Origin of the sequence: Gilliamella sp. B3783, from assembly GCF_026536125.1 — a bacterium.
Lineage (GTDB): Bacteria > Pseudomonadota > Gammaproteobacteria > Enterobacterales > Orbaceae > Gilliamella.
In genome coordinates this window covers 259,580-280,028 of sequence record NZ_JAFNOU010000002.1, presented here as the reverse complement: position 1 = coordinate 280,028, position 20,449 = coordinate 259,580, and the positions used below count along the sequence as shown (strand labels likewise).

The window sequence follows — 20,449 nt, the reverse complement described above, 5'->3', positions numbered from 1 at the left end:
TGCCCGATGCCCGATGCCCGATGCCCGATGCCCGATGCCCGATGCCCGATGCCCGATGCCCGATGCCCGATGCCCGATTAAGACCGTATTTTAACATATCTTTACCACTCCTTCCAGCTAATTTCATTAACTTTTTTCAGAAAATACAATATATTAGATTTTATATATAGATATCTAATGCAACTTTTTTGTGCGTGATAATGTCAATAATGCGGTTCAATCGTAAGATAGAATATAAAAATTGTAATGTGTATTTATGTTAATTTTTGTTAATAATCATCAATAGCAACGTTATAAATGCATCTTAAGCCTACAATTTAATGACGAATACCTACTAGTATTAACCATTAACTTAATCAATGAATCTTTTGCATAATTATCATAGTATTTTATGGTTACCGCGATGATTATCCACCAGTGAAAAGGTCATATGCTACCTTAATTTGTTGCGTAATATATTCTAATTAATTGATTATTTTTAAGTGGACGCGTAAGTTATAACTATTTTTGCAACAAAATTGATAAGTATCAGAAAAAGTACAATGTTGCCCACTATTTCTGCGTAAGAAACTCTCTTTATACTATGAATTGCTGATCATAGTATAAAGAAAGATAGACTAAATTATCTGACATTTATACAGCCTTAATCCAGACGTTAGCGTTTAGAGTTCGATGACAAATTTTATAAACCACCTATACGGCGTTAATCATTGTTGGCGCTGCGGCTTTGCTGGGTATTTTTTTATAAACCACCTATACGGCGTTAATCATGTTATGTTGCGCCCAATTCTAATGGTAATTTTTATAAACCACCTATACGGCGTTAATCTAGAACCAGACATACTATAACGCCTGTCTGATAAAAGACAAACTACATTTTTCTTGCTAAAAACCCTTTTTTTGAGCTTGCTTTTAATACATTGATTTTATTTAATTTAAATTTAAGGTAAAAAAAAGGGTTAAACATAACGATTTTTTTGCGTGTTAATTTAGTCAAAAAATACCAAGGATCGGTTCATTTTTATCGGTGATTTCAAGTTAGTTATTGAATTTGTGTATGAGCTTTTTAAAAAGAACAGATATGATCTCAAATCATCTGGATAATAGTTAAAACCGAGAGAGATCTTAATATAACAAAATTAAATATTACTCATATGTTACTGTGAAAATAGTTTTATCACTCTCTAAGTTTAGATAAGGGAATCATCGGATTCCCTTAATTAGACGGCTAACAGCATAATCAACATTACCGAATTAGCTACGTTTACGGTTCATTATAAAAATCAATTAATTAACAAATATTGGCTTTTTTATGATAAAGCCATAATATTAATCAAGTTTTGGATGTTGATCGACTAAATCTTGTCGTTGTTCTTGTAATGATTCAATTTGCTCATCAATATCTTCAACTTTTTGTTCAATTGAATCAAAATGTTCTGTTAGAATTTCGTTTGCTTCAGACTTGTCAGATGCCGCTGGGGTTGCACCTCTTAAAGGTTGGTTAGCAGTTTCATTCATTTTGAAACCAGTGATTAATCCTATTAATGCGACCACCATTAAATAGTAAGCTGGCATATATAAATTACCACTCTCTTCAACAAGCCAAGCGGCAGCAGTTGGTGTCGCACCAGCGATCAGTACCGAGATATTAAATGAAATAGCAAGGGCACTGTAGCGAATACTCGTTGGAAAAATAGCAGGTAAAATTGATGCCATAACACCCGTAAAACAATTAAGCAGTACGGCTAATATTAATAAACCTAAGAAGATAAGACCAATAACATCGCTATTGATCATCGCAAAAGCGGGGTAAGAAAGAACCAGTAATCCTAGACTACCACCAACAATAAAGGGTTTTCGACCAACTTTATCACTAATCAAACCAATCACAGGCTGCACAAATAACATGCCAATCATGATAGCAATAATAATTAAAACACCATGATCGGTAGGATAATTCAGATTATGTGATAAATAACTCGGCATATAAGTGAGTAACATGTAATAAGTGACATTGGTGACAATAACTAAGCCAACACAAACCAATAAGCTTTTCCAATATTTGCTGAAAATTTGTTTAAATGACAGAGTCGTTGAGGTATCACTATCGCTATTTTGCTGACTATTGGTTGAATCTGTATGCTGTTGAAATGCTGGGGTTTCTTCTAATGCATGCCGTAAATAAAGACCGATTATACCTAAGGGTAAAGCAAAGATGAATGGAATGCGCCATCCCCATTGATGAAATCTTGCTTCGCCAAGTAATGTAGAAAGAAGCACAACTAATCCAGCCCCAACTAAAAAGCCGGCAATCGAGCCAAAATCAAGCCAGCTTCCCATAAATCCACGTTTGCGGTCCGGTGAATACTCAGCAACAAAAATAGCAGCCCCTGAATACTCTCCCCCGATAGAAAATCCTTGGGCTAATTTGGCCACTAATAATAAAATGGGCGCAGCTATGCCGATAGAGGCATAAGAAGGAATTAATCCAATACAAAAGGTACTTAAAGACATGATAATAATGGTAACAGAAAGGATTTTTTGTCGACCCAATTTATCACCTAAAACACCAAATACTAATCCGCCTAATGGACGAACTAAAAACGGCACCGAAAAAGTTGCCAAAGCAGCAACAACTTGAATACTCGGTGATGCATCCGGAAAAAATACTTGACCTAAAACATAAGCCAAAAAGCCATAAACGCCAAAATCAAACCATTCCATCGCATTACCGAGTGCTGCTGCAATTATGGCTTTTTTTAACTTACTATCATCGATGATAGTAATATCGTTAATATTTAGAGGCTTACTTGTCGATTTTGATATTTGCTTCATAAAATACACCTATTGAATACTAATAAAATGATATTAAAAATGCAATTAAGCAAAGTGATTAATATCGATTTAATGACCAATTAAACTCAATTTCAAAATATGTATTGACTTAAATGTAGAACAAAATCTTGTAAAGACAAAAGAAGGTACTTGATAATAATTATAAAACGAATATTTTATTGATTACGCTAAAGCTAATTCACTGACAACAACATCCATCTATCTAGTGGAAATTGAAGACTAATTATAACAACATCATTAATTTTTGCAAAATCCACCATAAATCAAATTCGATTTTTAAGCAGTATATTCATCTTACACGCTAATTATTTATCCTGCAGATAATTAACAATTACTCAGCCAAATGATCTCGATCACTGCCATAAAATAAAAAGTGTGCCATGTTCAATGGTGAAATGATAATACTAAAACTGCTACATAAATCACTATTATGGCGTAATGATGTTGTGCTAAGCTAATTAACCAACTAATTATTCTAAATATTTTTAATGCTAACCCGTTGCGATAAATCACAGAATGAAATAATAAAATGGTAAATAATTCACTCATCGCTCTACCATCTTTTAATAAAACTGATGAGTGTTGTCAGTAATCTAAATAAAAGCTTGCTGAGAGAGTTGAGTGATGAATTGAGTTACCATGATCTAATATGCTCACAACGAAAAAGATGGGAAAAATATTAACTAGTGATTAAAGATAATAATAATCATTAGGTTATAATTAAGCAACGTTGAATTTTATCAATTTAAGATGATAATCATCACTGAACCTAGCATCCCAGTAAGTTATCCATTACAATAATCTAACTATAACTGATGAGGTACCCCTATGCGCTGGAGAGACCAAAGAGAGAGTGATAATATTGAAGATCGCCGCTCACAATCAGGAAGTGAATTGGGAACAAGGATCCCAATTAAAGGCAAAGGGAAAATTATTTTATTTTTAGTGGTATTAATTGCTGGCTATTATGGTGTGGATCTAACAAGTTTACTTAATAGTAATTTGATTGATTCAAGTAATACTGAGCAAACAATTACTCAATATAATGACGAAGATCCCGATGCAGCAAAATTTACCTCGGTTATTTTAGCCAGTACCGAGGATTACTGGAGCCAACAGTTTAAGGCTTTAGGTAAAACCTATATTCCCCCCAAATTGGTTCTTTATACCGGCTCAACTCAAACTTCATGCGGAACGGGTCAAACCTTTATGGGACCTTTTTACTGTAGCATAGATAAAACCGTCTATTTAGACACCTCCTTTTATCAAGAAATGAAGCAGCGCCTTGGTGGCGGCGGTGACTTTGCCCAAGGTTATGTCATTGCTCACGAAATAGGTCATCATGTACAAAATTTATTAGGTACGTTTAATAACATTGAGCAGCTCAAACAAACTCAACCAGATATTAGTAGCAACCAGTTATCGGTAAAATTAGAATTACAAGCAGATTGTTATGCCGGTTTATGGGGTAATGCTATGCAAAAACAAAATATTCTTGAAGTGGGTGATATCGAACAAGCCTTAAACACAACACAAGCCATAGGCGATGATCGCTTACAACGGCAAAGTAATGGTTATGTTATGCCTGATAGTTTTACCCACGGCACATCCAAACAACGTTATACTTGGTTTAAAAGAGGATTCGACAGTGGATCTATTAATCAATGTAATACCTTTGATCAATAAGTAAATAGCAAAAGGAAGTGATATGTTTGATAAATTAGTAAACCGCGTCTTATTAGTTAATGATGACGGCATCGATGCTCCCGGCATTAAAATATTAGAAAATGTTGCCCAAAAAATTGCACATGAAGTATGGGTCGTTGCACCAATTATCGATCAGAGTGGGGTTTCGTGTTCAGTTAGTTTAAAAACCCCTTTTCGCGTAACCCAGCGAGATGAAAAAAGATATGCTGTTTATGGCACCCCCGCTGATTGTATGTTATTTGCAATCAAACATTTAATGGTCGATAACTTACCTGATCTGGTTTTATCTGGAATAAATAGTGGTTCTAATGTGGGGTTTGAAACCATTTTGTCTGGAACCGTAGGTGCGGCAATAATGGCAATGACACTTGGTATACCAGCCATGGCTTTTAGTCAAGTGAACACAGAAGACATGCAGCCAACCAATTGGGATTGTGCAACTCATCATGCTCAAGAGGTTATAAAAAAACTCTATACATTAAATGTACCTGACAACATCTGCTTTAATATTAACTTTCCATGTTGCTCGGCCAAAGAAACTAAAGGAATGAGAGTAACCAAACAAGGAGAAAGTGATGCCAGCCAATTAGTCCTAACGCCAACTAAAGATCCTGAAGGACATGATTATTATTGGTTTAGAGCGAAACGTAATCAACAAATATTAGGAAAAGACAAAGAGCTTGATGCAGCTAACAACAATTACATAACCATTACACCTATGGGCTATGAAAGAACTCACTATGCAATTTATGAAAAATTAAAACAACAAATCAATACCGATGAATAAATAGCTATGTCTTCCTAATCTTAGGAAGACGCTCATTTTAATAAGCTATTATTAATGATTTTATTAGTCCTTTTTTACCAATGCACAAAACACTAATGAAATAAAAACCATCGCGAATGCAATCCAATAAATTATTTCGTGCCCATAAGATTCAGAAATGAAACCTTGAATCACGCCGGCTAAAATGATACTGCAAATAATGCCGTTATTAAATAAAGTTGATGCAACGCCCATTCTAGTCGGCAATAAATCTTGAAAATAGATAATACCAATATTAGCCACAATGCCAATAAAAAGGGCGTTAAACAACTGCAAAGCAAATAACGCAAATTGGCTGGTACACAAAATCATCCCAATATAAAATAGCAAACCACAAATTATAGCGATAAAAAATAAATTTCGTTTACCAATGGTAGGGACCAAAAATCCCGCTATCAACATAACTGGAATTTCGATGCCTGCCGCCAAGCCCATTAAATGACCGGGTAAAGATTCATATAAGTGTAATACAGAACTGACATACAATGGCATATCAATGATATACATCATATTGGCGGTCCACATGAATATCGTTGAAAGCAGTAAGAAAACCACATTTCGATTTTTATATATTGGTTGGTTAGCAGCCGCTAAATCAATAGTATTATCTGAATGTGAAATAGGATTTTTTTCCACAGAAGGTAAAAAGATTGCAACAAATAAGATCGCAACCATAAACATGCCTACTGCACATAAATACATCGAGGTAAAACCAAAACTAGTGGCTAAAGTAAAAGACAACGGTGGACCAATCACCCACGCTAAAGAGAGCTGGGCACGAATCAATGAATTAAATGCCACAACATTGCGCCCTGTCTTAACCGCATATTCCCGTGCTAAAGCAAAAATTTGTGGCATGGCTGCGGACGCTAACGCGGCGAAAAAAACACCCAATGTAATGAGAACATAATAGTGACGTGAAAAAGCGAAAATTAAACTATTGGCAACACCCATTAAACAACAAAATATGACAATATTACGTCTATCACCTTTTTTATCTGAATATTTAGCTAATAAAAAGCTACCAATAATACATCCAAATGCATTGATCGAGAAAAAAAGCCCAACTAAACTAGGTTCAACATTAACTTCTTTTGATAAAAATAGACTTAACGTTGGTGACTGTAAGGCTCCTGCAATACCAATAATAAAGGTATTGAATAAAAAAGCCGCAAAAATCACACTTGAACGTCGACGAAGCGAGTAAAAATTAGTCATATATGCTCTCAATCATTGAAATGAGCATGATTATATACTCAAAACTGTTGCTAATGTATAAAAAATCAAACTTTAATCTAGCTACCTAAAATAGATTCTTAGCGTTTTTTCTAATATTTAAGTTAGCTGGTAACACCACATTTTCAATATAATTTTATGAAAAACCTGATTAAGATCGGTCTGATTAAATAAAAAATGATTTATTTTTATTCAATTGAGAGTACAATCAGAATCATCAATAAAATGAGGTAACGTTATGTTATATAATAACAAATCTGAAAATAGTCACCCTATTCATCAAAATGATTGCCATGATGATTGTCAAAATATTGCGCACAACCATGATCATGATTCTCATCATTCACATGAAAATCATCAAGCTATTGACTGCTGCGAAAATCAAAATAGCTGCAAAACTCAAGCCAATGAATATGATGAACCGACAGACGATCCCGAGCGGCAAGGCGAACACATTAAGTTAACTTGGACAATTCAAGGAATGGACTGCGCACATTGTGCTCAAAAAATCGAAAATGGTGTTAAAACGTTACCTAATGTTAGTCAAACAAAAATTATCTTTTCCACAGAAAAACTTATTGTATTTGTACCTCAAAAAAATGAACAGATTGTAAAACTTATCGAAGATAAAGTGACTGAATTAGGCTATACACCCATTTTTGAATCCTCACCAGAACAATCAGTTCAACATCAACATTCAAGTATTTTGAATAAAAAAGAGTTAATCCCATTAGCACTATTAGGGACTTTAATTGTTGTCAGCTATATTTTACTGTTAGTAAATCATCAAGTCGGACAATATGCATTTATTATAACGGCCATTATTGGTTTACTACCGATTCTAAAAGAAGCCATCGTTTTAACACGTAGTGGAACACCATTTGCGATTGAGTCGTTAATGAGTATTTCGGCCATTGGCGCACTTTTTATCGGCGCAGCTGAAGAAGCAACCATGGTCATATTTCTGTTCATGATTGGTGAAATGCTTGAAGGCGTTGCAAGCAATAAAGCTAAAAAAGGCATTTCATCGCTAGTCCAACTTATGCCAGAAGAGACAATCATTATTATTGATGGAAAACGAAAAACAGTCGCAAGTCATACCCTAAAACCGAATGATATTATTGAAATATCATCGGGTGGAAGACTACCGGCTGATGTTATTTTGATTAGCGAACAAGCCAATATTGATGAAAGTGCACTAACCGGAGAATCAATACCCGTCAATTATCTTTGCGGCGATAAAATTTTAGCAGGATCATTGGTCGTCGATAATACCGTACAACTAAAAGTTATTTCTGAAACAGGACAAAATGCCGTTGATCGTATTTTACAATTAATAGAAGATGCTGAAGATCGCAAAGCATCAATCGAACGCTTTATTGACAAATTTAGCCGTTACTATACGCCATCTATCGCCTTATTCGCATTTTTAGTCATATTCATTCCACCATTGATGATGGGCGCCGACTGGTATACTTGGATCTACCGTGGACTTACACTATTGCTTATTGGTTGCCCTTGTGCCTTAGTGATATCAACCCCTGCCGTTATTACCTCGGCCCTTTCTTGTGCGGCTAAACAAGGCGTTTTAATCAAAGGCGGTGCAGCACTTGAACATATTGGATCAGTCAAAACGATTGCTTTTGATAAAACCGGAACCTTAACCCAAGGCAAACCGCAAGTTACAGATATTATTGATGGTGACAAATCTACCAACGATTTACTTGCTATCGCCGCAGCCATCGAAAGTGGTTCGCATCACCCACTGGCGAAAGCCATTGTTGAATATACTCAACAGCTGCAAATTCAATTCAAAGAAGCAGATAACCGTAAAGCGATCGCCGGTGTTGGTATTCAAGGTCAAATTGGTCAAGAACTGATTTATATTGTTTCGCCCAATAAAATGACGACAGTATCAAATGCTATCACTGATCAAAATAAGCAGATCATTAATCAATTAGAAAACGCCGGAAAAACGGTAGTTGCTGTAGTCACAAGTGATAAATTATTAGGTATTATTGCTTTACAAGATGTGTTACGTAATGATGCCATTTCTGCAATTAATGAATTACAACAATTGGGGTTAAAAACCTTAATGCTCACCGGTGATAATCAACGAGCAGCTAAAGCCATTGCAGGACAACTTAATATGGATTACTTAGCAGAATTATTACCTGCCGACAAATTAACTGAAATTGAAAAAATTGGTCAAGATTCTGCAATTGCCATGGTGGGAGACGGTATCAACGATTCACCAGCAATGAAGGCGGCAACAGTTGGCATTGCAATGGGCAGTGGCAGTGATGTTGCACTTGAAACGGCAGATGCAGCATTAACCAAAAATAGTTTATTAAGCTTACCTAAATTAATTCGCTTAACGCGTTTTGCTAACAAAAATATTAAACAAAATATTACCATTGCATTGGGTATAAAACTGATATTTTTGGTAACAAGTTTACTGGGTTATACAGGGCTTTGGTTAGCGGTATTAGCTGATTCAGGTACGACGGCAATTGTGACCGCTAATGCATTGCGAGTGTTAAGATTTAAAAAATAAGGATTAGGATTTAATTCTTAATCACATTAATTAAAAACCTATTGACTTAGATGCAATAGGTTTTAATTTTGTATTACATTTCATCACTTCTTAGCGATATTTCGCCGCCGATGTAAGTCATGATTTTGCCATCTTGTTCAAGTTTTAATGCCCCTTGATCAGTAATTCCTTTAGCAATACCGCGTATAATATTGTCACCGATCAATAATTTTACTGGACGGTTAGCAAAATTGTCGAGCCGATCCCAATCTTTTATAAACGGCGCTAACCCTTGCTGCTCAAACTGAATCAATTTAGTTTTTAACGTTTTCGCAATTTGAGCAACCAATAAATTACGATCAAAATTACCTAAATTAGCCCATTTTTGATTAACAATGTTAGCATCGGGATTGGTCATATTTAAATTAACACCCACACCAATAACCACATGCGCACTATCGCCGGTTTTACTCGCAAGCTCAACTAAAATGCCTGCTAATTTTTGATCTTTAAGATAAAGATCGTTTGGCCACTTTACTCTCACATCTTGCCCAGATATTGATCTTAATGTATCGGCAATAACAATCCCAACAACTAAACTTAATCCCATAGCAGCAGCAATACCTTGCTCCAATCTCCAATACATTGAAAAATAGAGATTTGTTCCAAAAGGCGCAAACCATTTACGCCCCCGCCGCCCTCTTGCTTGAGTTTGAAATTCAGCGGCACAACCATCACCTGATTTTAACGTTGTAATACGATCAAGGAGGTATTGATTAGTTGAATCAATGATAGGTAAAACTTCAACAGCACTATCTGCTCCATAATACTTATCGATTTTCTCTTTTTTCAAAAGTTCGATAGGTGCAGCCAAGCAATAACCTTTTCCTTGAACAGAAAATAGCTCAATTCCCCATTCGCGCAGAATTTTAATATATTTGTTAATCCCTGCTCGGGTGATACCAAAATACGAAGCTAATTCTTCTCCCGAATGAAACTCACCATCAGCTAATATTTCGATCAATTTAAGCGGATTTTGGTTATTACGCATTAGTGCCTCGCTTGATTAATAATAAAATAAAAAAATAGATTGAAACTACTGTAAAACTCACAAATAGATAACTATTACTTGTTTTATCCATAATAAATGCTATTACAGCAGGTGCAACAAGACTACCTAACGTATTGGTCAATAGCATAGCTTGATTCATAGCAACAATGTCTTGCTTTCTTACACACGAGCAAGCCCATGCCATTGAAATCGGGTAAATGGTATAAATTGTTGCACCTAATAAAATAATGGCAACAATATCAAATAAATTAAATACCAACATTAGGCAAGCTATTATCATTAGAAACGATTCAACCAGTAAAACAAGACGACGACCATATTTATCAGCACACCAGTTAGCCGGCATTTGTGCAACAACGCCAGATAAAATAAGAAGAATCATCCAATTGGCAACTTCATTATCACTGTAACCTAAATGGGAATAATAAGCTGGCATCAGTGAATATAAAGAACCAATTAACATACCGGCAATAACGCACCCCACTAACCCGAGTCGAGAGGGTTTATTTACAATCATAGGTACAATATTAAAACTACTGTTTTTTCGTTTAGGCAGTTTATAGTGGGTCAGTAATATAAATAAACTCGCTAGTCCCATCAAGACTGCCACTACAAGGCCAAAATACAGCACATTTTGTGGAAAATACTGTAATAGTGCTTGCCCTAAAACGGTGCCTAAATAGTAGGTTGTTAAATAAACCGCTAGCATTTTACCCCGTGTTCTAACGGTGCCTGTGACAAGTATACAACTTTCAATAACCACCCAAGTTACAGCACAAGCAATACCAATTAAAAATCGCCAAATTGCCCAGCTATAAAAATCTATTGAAAAACTCAAACCTATGGTTGCAATGGCAAAAATAATACAACTATAGGTATAGGTATACCTAGCGTTAAATCGGTTAATAAACCAATTCGCCATAATCGTCCCAATTAAGTTGCCAGTAAAATAACTTGAGCCCACTAAGCCGATTTGACCAAGTGAAAACTGGTGCCCAACTAACCACAGCGGCACTTGTGTATTTAACGCCGACAACGAAATAGTCACAAATAACAAACTTGTTAATAAAATAGGAAAAGAATAAGAGTGTTTCATGAATAATTAATTATAAAAATTTATCTACATTAATTTCACCAGTACGGCCAATAAAACGAATTTCAGGTGATAAAGTCACTGAAAATTTTTCCAATACTGCATTTTTGACATAACGCGCCAACGCCACAACATCTTGCGCTGTTGCATTATTTTTATTGACCAATACTAATGCCTGTTGTTGATGTACTGCTGCTCCACCAATTTGAAAACCTTTAAGACCACATTGATCGATTAACCATCCAGCGGCTAATTTGACTTGATTGTCAACTTGTGGATATATAGGCATTGCTGGGTAAATTTCAAGTAATTTATCGGCAACAATTTTATCGACAACGGGATTTTTAAAAAAGCTTCCACCATTACCTAAAATTTTAGGATCGGGTAATTTACTGCGTCGAATCTCACAAACTTTATCAAAAATTATTTTGGAGGTGACCGTTTGGGGATCAAAGTTTTTTAATTCACCATACGTTAATACTGGTTGCCACTGTTTTGATAATCTAATGCCTACATATATAACAGCATAGCCATTGCTATAACGGCGCTTAAAAATACTTTCACGATATCCATATTGACCATCAGTAACAGTAATAATTTTACCTGTCGCAAGTTCAAGTAACTGCACATAATCAGCCACTTTTTGAAACTCAATGCCATAAGCACCAATATTTTGGATTGGCGCCGATCCAACACACCCAGGAATTAACGCAAGATTTTCTAATCCTGCTAACTGTTTTTCTACTGTCGTTGACACCAAATCATGCCAGATTTCACCAGCGCCAACGTTTAAAAGCCAAGACTCTTGTGTTTCAGTAATCGTGATGCCTTTAATACGATTGACAACCACAATACCGTCATAATCAGCGGTAAACAGTGTATTGCTCCCTTCACCGATGATCATAATGGGCTGATTTTCTTGATTTTGATCCCAAACTTGTTGTAATTGCTCAACGGTTGAAACGGTAACGACACTTCGAGCATAAACCGTCAGCCCAAAGGTATTTGGAATTTTTTGTTTCATCACTCACTACCTTTAATCTCTTTATAGAGATGTGCTAATTAAAATTAACCTGCATCATAATTGAATTAAGAGCGTTTTTATTATTTGATTAATTAACTTTAAGATTTTTAGTCTATATACGCTTTTTATTCGAAATAAGCTCAGCATTTAAATATCGGCAAAGCATTGTGTAATGCATTATATTTTGCATAAAAATGATTATTTTACCACAACGATAAATGATGTTTTATTAATTATTCAAACACTGATAAATAAGCGAATTAAAGTAAAATACATTCAATAGGTTATAGTGCATTTAAAACGCGTTGTGCTAAGTTACCTGTCGACTAAAAAAATAAGAATAACTGACCAATTTTGAATAAATAATCGACTAAACTGATGGTTTGATCTTTTTTGTTTTCATTTATCATGTATCATAACGAGCTAGCGATCTTTTTATAAATCGTAGTAAAATTCTAGCTTGAACGATTGAAACATAGCTATAATGATTTAAATCATATTTATATACTTAATAAATGAGCACATGATCACGGTTTTAGGGACTGTTATTCCTTATATTGTAGTGAAGTTAAGTTTATTAGAAGTCAGAGGAAATTATGAAAAGAGTTTTTATTATGATCCTTGATTCCTTCGGAATCGGCGGTGCAGAGGATGCAAAAAAATACGGGGATGAAGGTGCTAATACACTAGGTCATATTGCCGAAGCTTGTGCATTAGGTAAAGCAGATCACGGTCGCAAAGGTCCACTAAAATTACCAAACTTAGCTAAACTAGGGTTAATTGAAGCTGCATACGAATCATCGGGAAGTTATCCGAAAGGCATGAAGACTGAAGGTAACATCATTGGTGCTTATGGTTATGCTAGCGAAATTTCTTCCGGTAAAGATACCCCGTCAGGACATTGGGAAATTGCCGGTGTGCCTGTATTATTTGATTGGGGCTATTTTACTAACACCACAAATAGTTTCCCCCAAGAATTGTTAGATAAAATTGTTGCACGTGCTAAACTCCCAGGTTATTTGGGTAATTGTCACTCATCAGGTACGGTCATTCTTGATGAACTAGGTGAAAAGCACATGGCTAGCGGAAAACCAATTTTTTATACCTCAGCTGATTCAGTCTTTCAAATAGCTTGTCATGAAGAGACCTTTGGTTTAGATAGACTTTATGAAATATGTGAAATCGCACGTGATGAACTTAATAAAGGTGATTACAACATTGGGCGTGTTATAGCTCGCCCATTTATTGGTAAAAAAGCGGGTGAATTTGTTCGCACAGGTAACCGCCATGACTTAGCCGTTGAACCACCATCACCAACAATGATCAAAAAACTGGTTGATGAAAAACAGGGTACTGTAGTATCCATCGGTAAAATTGCCGATATTTATGCAGAGGTTGGCATCACTAAAAAAGTTAAAGCAACAGGCATTGAAGCATTATTTAATGCATCGTTAGAAGAGATCAAACAAGCCAAAGATAACACTATCGTGTTTACAAACTTTGTTGACTTCGATTCGTCATACGGTCATCGCCGAGATATTGCTGGTTACGCCGCAGCACTTGAATATTTTGATAGTCGACTACCTGAAATGCTAGCTTTAATTCAACCGGGAGACCTACTTATTATTAGTGCCGACCATGGTTGCGATCCAACTTGGGCAGGAACAGATCATACTCGTGAGCACATACCTGTTTTAGTGTATGGTGATAGTGTTCCAGTTGGTTCATTAGGTCATCGTAAAACCTTTGCAGACATCGGGCAAAGTGTTGCGGACTATTTTGATTTATCACCAATGGATTATGGTCAATCATTTATTAAAAAGTAACCATTTTATTTAAAGTAGGACAATTTTTTAGAAAAAGATATTCAGGAGATTTTGATGTCTACCCCACATATAAATGCTGATGATAATGCTTTTGCCGAAACAGTTTTAATGCCAGGCGATCCGCTTCGAGCAAAATTCATTGCAGAAACATTTTTAGAAAATGCAAAAGAAGTGACGAATGTCAGATCTATGCTAGGCTTTACCGGCGACTATAAAGGTAAAAAAGTTTCGGTTATGGGGCATGGAATGGGTATTCCATCATGTTCAATTTACGCAACAGAACTCATTAAGTTTTATGGTGTAAAAAATATTATCCGAATCGGTTCATGCGGTGCAATTAGCCCTAATGTGAATGTTGGTGATGTCATTGTAGGGATGGGAGCGTGTACTGATTCAAAAGTAAATCGTCAACGTTTTAAAGACAATGATTTTGCAGCCATTGCTGATTTCGATCTGACTTGTCATGCGGTTAATGCAGCAAAAAAATTAGGTGTCAATGTTAAAATTGGCAACTTATTTTCAGCAGATTTATTTTACAGCGTTGATGCTGAAATGTTTGATGTAATGGAAAAATACAACATTTTAGGTGTTGAAATGGAAGCGGCAGGTATTTACGGTGTCGCAGCTGAATATGGCGCCAAAGCCTTAGCTATTTGTACTGTATCAGATCATATTCGTAAAGGTGAAGCTATGTCGGCAGAACAACGACAGCTCGGCTTTAAAGAGATGATCACTGTTGCTTTAGAGTCGGTATTACTGAATTCAAATTAAATTAATGGCAGAATTTCTGCCATTTTTTTTGATCAATAATTTATGTAATAAACAGTGTTGGCATTGAAATAACTCAGTAACATTTCATTACTAACCTGTTTTAAGTTACCAAACTGCATAAGTTAATTGTCTGAAAGTTGAATACTTATCAGACGTAATAGTTAAAATTTGTTCATTAGTTTTAACAATAGGGTATAAAAGATCTCGCTTAATAAGGAATCGAAATGAATATCAAGGTACAACTTAAAGTCATATTTTTCTTACAATTCTTCATCTGGGGTAGTTGGCTTATTACTCTGGGTTCTTATATGATGGAGACACTAAAATTTAGTGGCACAACTGTAGGTTCAGTCTACGGCACAATGGGGATCGCTTCTCTATTTATGCCGGGCTTACTTGGTGTAGTAGCAGACAGATGGATACCGGCTAATCGCCTATTTATGCTTTGTCATTTAATTGGCGCAATTACACTATTTATTGCCGCATCAATCACATCTCCATTTATGATGGTGGCAGTCATGCTAATTCATTGCCTAGCGTTTATGCCTACAATAGCAATCTCAAACTCAATTTCGTACTCTTGTTTAGAATCAAAAAACCTTGATGTTATCAGCCAATTTCCTAGTATCCGAATCTTCGGCACCATTGGTTTTATTGTGGCAATGTGGTTAGTGAGTTTTTTAAAATTAGAACTGAGCAACATGCAACTTTATATAGCAGCAGCAAGTTCTATCTTACTTAGCCTGTATTCACTAAGCTTACCTGTCAGCGCAACAACTAAAAATGACAGTCAAGAAAAATCCTTGGTCAGTTCGTTAGGATTAGATGCATTTGTACTATTTAAACAACCAAGAATGGCAATATTTTTCATATTTGCTGTATTACTCGGTGGTATTTTACAAATCACCAATACGTTTGGTAACCCTTTCTTACGTTCATTTGCCGAGATTCCACAATATTCCGATAGCTTAGTGGTGCAATACCCATCAGTATTACTTTCCATTTCGCAAATTTCAGAAGTTGTATTTATCCTATTTGTCCCATTTTTTATGAAACGTTTAGGTATTAAATATGTCATGTTAATTAGTATGTTGGCATGGGTATTACGCTTTGGCTTATTTGCCTATGGTGATCCTTCTCCAGTTGGTTTTGTACTATTGCTATTATCAATGATTGTTTATGGTTGTGCATTTGATTTTTATAATATTTCAGGATCAATGTATGTTGAAAAATCAGTTTCACCAGCGATTCGTAATAGTGCACAAGGTCTATTTATGATTATGACTAATGGTCTTGGTGCTTATTTAGGTTCAACTATCAGCGGCATTGTTGTTGATCATTACACGACTGCTGGCATTATTGATTGGCGTACCATTTGGCTTATTTTTGCTGGTTACTCATTAATTCTTGCTATTATCTTTTTACTGATATTTAAAAACGATACAAGTAAATTAACCACAGCTAAAACAGTAAGTTAAATTACTATACCAACAATTAAGTTATCATTTTGTTAATGATTAATGGTAATACCTAGTAGAAATACTAAATATTACCTTTATTCAATTAAAAAACAGCTTAATGATAACTTGATTGTGAAAATTCTATTTACACTATATTAAGGCAACAAATCAATTCGTTGCCTGTTTATGACTCATAAATGGTTAGCCACCTCACAAAATTACTAAGAAGTCACATAAAATGTATGGAAATGTTGATCCTTATCAAGGTAGAATAAAGCAAACAATGTAGATAACTTAAGATTCACGAAAATGTTTTAAAAAACTGATTAATCATGATTCCAGCGCTCAATACGCTTAGTTAACAAGATAAAAGACTCGATGAATAAGCTAATAGTTCCAAAAGTAATATTACATGAACACGTAGAAGGTAGCATAACGCCTTTAATGGCTAAAACGTTAGCCGATAAAAATCATATGCCATTTTCCCCATCATTATGTTATTCATCTGGCGAATATGATAAAGATGCTTACCCTTACGGACGATACCGCTATGACGAAACTGATTTTGTTCAGTTTATTCAGACTTATGATACTGTTTCCAATTTTGTAAAAACGCCCGAAGATTATTACCTGATTACCTATGATTTTTTGTATCGAAACGCCAAACAGGGATTAATTTATTGCGAACTCTTTCTTTCGCCTTATCATATCTGCGCAACAGAAAGTGAGGGTGAAATCATTTGGGATCAAGATAAATTTCATCAAACATTACAACAAATGGATAACGCCATTATTGATGTACAAAAACAATTTAATATCACGGTAAGATACCATGTTATTGGTGTAAGACATCTTGGCGCTAAACTAGTTTACGATACGTTGCGATTTATTGAAAGGAATCCTCATCCATTTATCACCGGATTTAATATTGCTGGTAATGAAAAGTCAGGGCATTTTGATGATTTTGAAAAAGCTCATCAGCTCGCATCAAAATTAAACTTAAAAAAATCTTATCACGCTGGCGAAATTGAATCGGCTGAAAGTATCATTAATGCACTTAAACATGGAGCTAGCCGCATTGGGCACGGTATTCGCGCCATTGAAGATCAAAATTTAATTCATCAATTAGTGACTCAAAACGTCACGTTAGAAATAGCACTAACCAGTAATCGTATTTTAGTCAATGAATTACAAGGTGACCTTCACAATCACCCAATACGACAACTGTACGAAAATGGCGTTCGTATAACCCTTAATACCGATGATGCCGGCATTTTTGGTACAGATATTGAGAAGGAATATCAACTTGCCCAATCAATGTTTCATTTTTCAAGATTAGAATTACTCGATATCACCCTGTGTGGTATTGATGCCGCTTTTATTGAAGATTCAATCAAAACACAATTAACTGATTATGTTTTGTCATGCTTTACACTAGCCGATAAACAGGACCTGAAACAGGCCATTGCGGGTACAAACTATCATCCTGCAATTGTTGCAAGATTTACTCAGTACCAAAAATTATTATTCAAAACAAGTTAATGGATAACAAAGCCAGAGCAATAGGAGATCTACATGAAACAATACAAAATCACATTACCCCTTTTAACTCTATTAATTTCTGGCTCACTACAAGCAGCAACAGTTGATTTAAGAATTATCGAAACAAGTGATCTTCACGGCAATATGATGAATTATGATTACTTTAAAGATCAATATATTGATACTTTTGGGTTAGTAAAAACCGCTAACTTAATTCATCAAGCAAGACAAGAAGTCAAAAATAGCGTTTTGGTTGACAATGGTGACCTTATTCAAGGTAGCCCAATGGCCGATTATGCTAAAAATAAAGGGCTCAAACACGGTGAAATCCATCCAGTATATAAAGCATTAAACACCCTTAATTACACAGTTGGTAATATCGGCAATCACGAGTTTAATTTTGGTTTAGACTTTTTACAAAAAAGCTTATCGGGTGCTAAATTTCCTTATGTTAATGCTAATGTATATGATGCAAAAACCAATAAGCCTTTTTTCAAACCCTACATTATTGTTGATACCCCAGTAATGGATACTGATGGGCATAAACATACAATCAAAATTGGTTATATCGGCTTTGTCCCACCGCAAATCATGCAATGGGACAAACTAAATTTAGAAGGTAAAGTGGTTGTAAAAGATATTACCGAAACGGCTAAACACTTTGTGCCAGAGATGAAACAGCAAGGTGCAAAAGTGATTATAGCTATTGCACATTCTGGTGTATCAGCAGACCCGTATAAAGCCTTAGCCGAAAATTCTGTTTATTATTTAAGTCAAGTCGATGGTATCAATGCTATTATGTTTGGTCATTCGCATGGTGTTTTCCCGAGTGACGATTTTAAATCCTTACCTAATACCGATATTAAAACAGGCAATATCAATCATGTTCCTGCGGTCATGCCAGGCCAATGGGGTAGCCATTTAGGCATTGTTGATTTAGTACTCGATGGCAATAAGGATCATTGGCAAGTCACTTCAGGAAAATCCGAAGCTAGACCAATTTATGACATCAAAAATAAAAAAGCACTGGTTGAGGCCGACCAAAATATTGCTAACGTATTGAAACAAGATCACCAAGCTACCCGTGAATTTGTCAGCAAACCAATTGGTAAAGTATCAACCGATATCAATAGTTATTTAGCATTGGTGGAAGATACCCCCGCTTTACAAATCATTAGTGATGCACAAATAGCTTACGTAAAACAGTTTGTTCAAGGCGATCCTGATCTGGATGGATTACCTATTTTATCAGCAATTGCACCCTTTAAAGCCGGTGGTCGAAAAAATGATCCTTCAGCTTATGTGGATGTAAAACAAGGTGATCTCACGTTTAGAAACGCAGCCGATATTTACTTGTATCCAAATATCTTATCTGCGGTAAAAATTACAGGTCAAGATGTCAAAGAGTGGCTGGAATGTTCAGCAGGAGTCTATAATCAAATTGACATACAGTCTGATAAACCGCAATACTTAATCAATTGGGAGCACTTTAGAACTTATAATTTTGATACCATTGATGGTGTGGATTATCAAATAGATGTAACACAACCCGCACGTTACGATGGCAATTGCCAATTGATCAACGCCAATGCTGAACGTATTAAAAATCTCACTTATCAGCAAAAACCAATCGATGTTAAACAGCCATTTTTAATAGCAACTAATAATTATCGAGCTTATACCGGTAATTTTCCTGGCACGGGCGGTAAAAATGTTAAATTCAATTCGCCTGATGATTTGAGAGTCATTCTTTCGGCATATATTACAAATACCACAAAAGAAAAAGGCGTGGTAAATGTTAACGCCGATAATAATTGGCAAATAGCGCCAATATCGAGTCAAACCAAATTAGATATCCGCTTTGAGTCTTCACCAAGTAACGAAGCAAAAGCGTATATTGAACACAATTCGCTTTATCCAATAAAATTTATCGATAAAGACAATTTAGGCTTTGGTGTATATCAACTAGACCTACAATCACCGGCAAAAAATCAATCCCAAATAACTAGTACAATTGAAACTAAAAAGGACTAACACCATGAAAATTGAAAAATTGATTGAACTTGCTAAAACTGCCCGTTCAAAAGCCTATGTTCCTTATTCTAAATTTCAGGTGGGTGCAGTACTTATCACCGAAGATGACGAAGCGATTTTAGGTTGTAATGTTGAAAACGCCTCTTATGGATTAGCTAACTGCGCAGAACGCACCGCCATTTTTAAGGCCGTGTCGGAAGGTAAACGAAAATTTAAAAAATTAGTGGTTATTGGTGATACAGATGGCCCTATTTCACCTTGTGGTGCTTGCCGCCAAGTGATTAGCGAATTTTGTGCTAAAGATATGCCCGTTATATTAACTAATATGCAGGGAAAAATTCAAGAAACCACAGTAGGTGAATTATTACCTTGGTCTTTTTCACCGAGTGATTTAGATTAAATCTTATTTAGTGAATAAGATTGATAATAAAATAATTTTAATAACCTAGCTATTATTAAAGTTATG

At 35.4% G+C, this 20,449-nt stretch carries 14 protein-coding genes; 9 read left to right on the top strand and 5 right to left on the bottom strand.

Annotation, left to right across the window (positions count from 1 at the left end):
• Positions 1–1,329: 1,329 nt before the first annotated feature.
• Complete coding sequence (gene proP / locus J3U59_RS03610) at positions 1,330–2,835, bottom strand: glycine betaine/L-proline transporter ProP (RefSeq protein WP_267333461.1); 1,506 nt, start codon at positions 2,833–2,835, stop codon at positions 1,330–1,332.
• Positions 2,836–3,684: 849 nt separating this feature from the next.
• Here proP and J3U59_RS03605 point away from each other — a divergent pair.
• On the top strand, positions 3,685–4,542 hold the full coding sequence (locus tag J3U59_RS03605; RefSeq protein ID WP_267333460.1) for a neutral zinc metallopeptidase: 858 nt from the start codon (positions 3,685–3,687) through the stop codon (positions 4,540–4,542).
• A 22-nt stretch (positions 4,543–4,564) separates the two neighbouring features.
• Positions 4,565–5,350 (top strand): 5'/3'-nucleotidase SurE, encoded by a 786-nt coding sequence (surE, locus tag J3U59_RS03600; protein ID WP_267333459.1) that lies wholly within the window; start codon positions 4,565–4,567, stop codon positions 5,348–5,350.
• Between the two features lie 63 nt (positions 5,351–5,413).
• On the opposite strand, the gene J3U59_RS03595 is transcribed toward surE, so the two are convergent.
• The gene (locus tag J3U59_RS03595) at positions 5,414–6,607 is read right to left on the bottom strand and encodes an MFS transporter (protein ID WP_267333458.1); all 1,194 of its coding nucleotides are present in this window, start codon (positions 6,605–6,607) and stop codon (positions 5,414–5,416) included.
• Positions 6,608–6,863: 256 nt separating this feature from the next.
• On the opposite strand from J3U59_RS03595, the gene J3U59_RS03590 reads away from it, so the two are divergent.
• The gene (locus tag J3U59_RS03590; RefSeq protein ID WP_267333457.1) at positions 6,864–9,182 is read left to right on the top strand and encodes a zinc/cadmium/mercury/lead-transporting ATPase; all 2,319 of its coding nucleotides are present in this window, start codon (positions 6,864–6,866) and stop codon (positions 9,180–9,182) included.
• 73 nt (positions 9,183–9,255) lie between these two features.
• On the opposite strand, the gene birA is transcribed toward J3U59_RS03590, so the two are convergent.
• Genes birA through murB form a run of 3 tightly spaced genes read right to left on the bottom strand, consistent with a single transcriptional unit; the run spans position 9,256 to position 12,350 of the window.
• On the bottom strand, positions 9,256–10,212 hold the full coding sequence (gene birA / locus J3U59_RS03585) for a bifunctional biotin--[acetyl-CoA-carboxylase] ligase/biotin operon repressor BirA (protein WP_267333456.1): 957 nt from the start codon (positions 10,210–10,212) through the stop codon (positions 9,256–9,258).
• Positions 10,205–11,329, bottom strand: a complete 1,125-nt coding sequence (locus J3U59_RS03580; protein ID WP_267333455.1) for an MFS transporter — start codon at positions 11,327–11,329, stop codon at positions 10,205–10,207. The genes birA and J3U59_RS03580 overlap by 8 nt, the downstream gene beginning before the upstream one ends.
• A 10-nt stretch (positions 11,330–11,339) precedes the next feature.
• Positions 11,340–12,350, bottom strand: a complete 1,011-nt coding sequence (murB, locus tag J3U59_RS03575; protein WP_267333454.1) for a UDP-N-acetylmuramate dehydrogenase — start codon at positions 12,348–12,350, stop codon at positions 11,340–11,342.
• A gap of 596 nt (positions 12,351–12,946) precedes the next feature.
• On the opposite strand from murB, the gene J3U59_RS03570 reads away from it, so the two are divergent.
• The 6 genes from J3U59_RS03570 (at position 12,947) to J3U59_RS03545 (ending at position 20,383) form a co-directional block, all read left to right on the top strand.
• Positions 12,947–14,176, top strand: a complete 1,230-nt coding sequence (locus J3U59_RS03570; protein WP_267333453.1) for a phosphopentomutase — start codon at positions 12,947–12,949, stop codon at positions 14,174–14,176.
• Positions 14,177–14,230: 54 nt separating this feature from the next.
• Positions 14,231–14,947, top strand: coding sequence for a purine-nucleoside phosphorylase (gene deoD / locus J3U59_RS03565; protein ID WP_267333452.1), 717 nt, complete (start codon positions 14,231–14,233; stop codon positions 14,945–14,947).
• A 224-nt stretch (positions 14,948–15,171) separates the two neighbouring features.
• On the top strand, positions 15,172–16,425 hold the full coding sequence (locus tag J3U59_RS03560) for a nucleoside permease (protein ID WP_267333451.1): 1,254 nt from the start codon (positions 15,172–15,174) through the stop codon (positions 16,423–16,425).
• Positions 16,426–16,785: 360 nt separating this feature from the next.
• Complete coding sequence (add, locus tag J3U59_RS03555) at positions 16,786–17,949, top strand: adenosine deaminase (protein ID WP_267333450.1); 1,164 nt, start codon at positions 16,786–16,788, stop codon at positions 17,947–17,949.
• Between the two features lie 33 nt (positions 17,950–17,982).
• Positions 17,983–19,983 carry a bifunctional 2',3'-cyclic-nucleotide 2'-phosphodiesterase/3'-nucleotidase gene (locus tag J3U59_RS03550; RefSeq protein ID WP_267333449.1) on the top strand — a complete coding sequence of 667 codons (2,001 nt, stop codon included), beginning with the start codon at positions 17,983–17,985 and terminating at the stop codon, positions 19,981–19,983.
• Positions 19,984–19,987: 4 nt separating this feature from the next.
• Positions 19,988–20,383, top strand: a complete 396-nt coding sequence (locus J3U59_RS03545) for a cytidine deaminase (RefSeq protein ID WP_065568119.1) — start codon at positions 19,988–19,990, stop codon at positions 20,381–20,383.
• The last annotated feature ends 66 nt before the right edge of the window (positions 20,384–20,449 follow it).